The following is a 589-nucleotide window of genomic DNA, read 5'->3' on the forward strand; positions in this document are numbered from 1 at the left end:
GCTGTAGGTCGTCAGCGCGCCGCAGAACCCGGTGCCCGCCAGGGCGAGCACGGAGTGCGGCATCGCCGCGCCGGCTCCGGTGAGTGCGCCGAGGATGAGGCATCCGGCGAGGTTGACCGCGAAGGTTCCCCAGGGGAAGAGGCTGTCGTGCCGCGCCTGGACGACGCGGTCCGTCAGGTAACGCAGCGGAGCGCCGACGGCGGCTCCGATAAAGGTCAGCGCGGTGGTCATGACGGCTGCTTTCCCGTGTGGCGCACGACTTCCACTTCGTCGACGATCACGGTGCCCTCGGTGACCAGCTCGTCGAGCTCGGGCAGGAAGCCCTGGATGCGTTCGTCGGTGTCCACGACGATCACGGCGATGGGCAGGCTGTCGGCGGTGTCGGGGAACCGGTCGGTGTGCACGAAGGAGTGGGTGCCGAAGCCTTCGCAGCCATGCAGCACGGTGGTGCCGGCCAGTCCCGCGCGGCGTGCGCGCAGGACGATCTCGTGGTGCAGTGCGTGGTGCTGCCAGCGGTCGTCGTCGCCGATGAGGATGGTCAGGCGGGTCGTGGTTCCGGCGAGGTGCATCTCAGCTCGCCTCCTGTCGC

2 protein-coding genes are annotated in these 589 nt (G+C 69.6%); both read right to left on the reverse strand.

Annotated features, from left to right (window positions below):
• Positions 1 to 231, reverse strand: a 231-nt coding sequence (locus ABFX45_RS46265; RefSeq protein WP_346137440.1) for a fluoride efflux transporter FluC, incomplete at its 3' end; no start/stop codon positions are given.
• Positions 228 to 569 (reverse strand): DUF190 domain-containing protein, encoded by a 342-nt coding sequence (locus tag ABFX45_RS46270; RefSeq protein WP_428834316.1) that lies wholly within the window; start codon positions 567 to 569, stop codon positions 228 to 230. The genes ABFX45_RS46270 and ABFX45_RS46265, both read right to left, overlap by 4 nt.
• Positions 570 to 589: the final 20 nt, after the last annotated feature.

The sequence above is a fragment of the Lentzea roselyniae genome (assembly GCF_039537795.1).
Taxonomy (GTDB): Bacteria; Actinomycetota; Actinomycetes; order Mycobacteriales; family Pseudonocardiaceae; genus Lentzea; species Lentzea atacamensis.

Coding starts and splice junctions, on each gene's coding strand:
- ABFX45_RS46270 (WP_428834316.1), bottom strand. CDS start 569: ATGCACCTCGCCGGAACCACGACCCGCCTGACCATCCTCATCGGCGAC.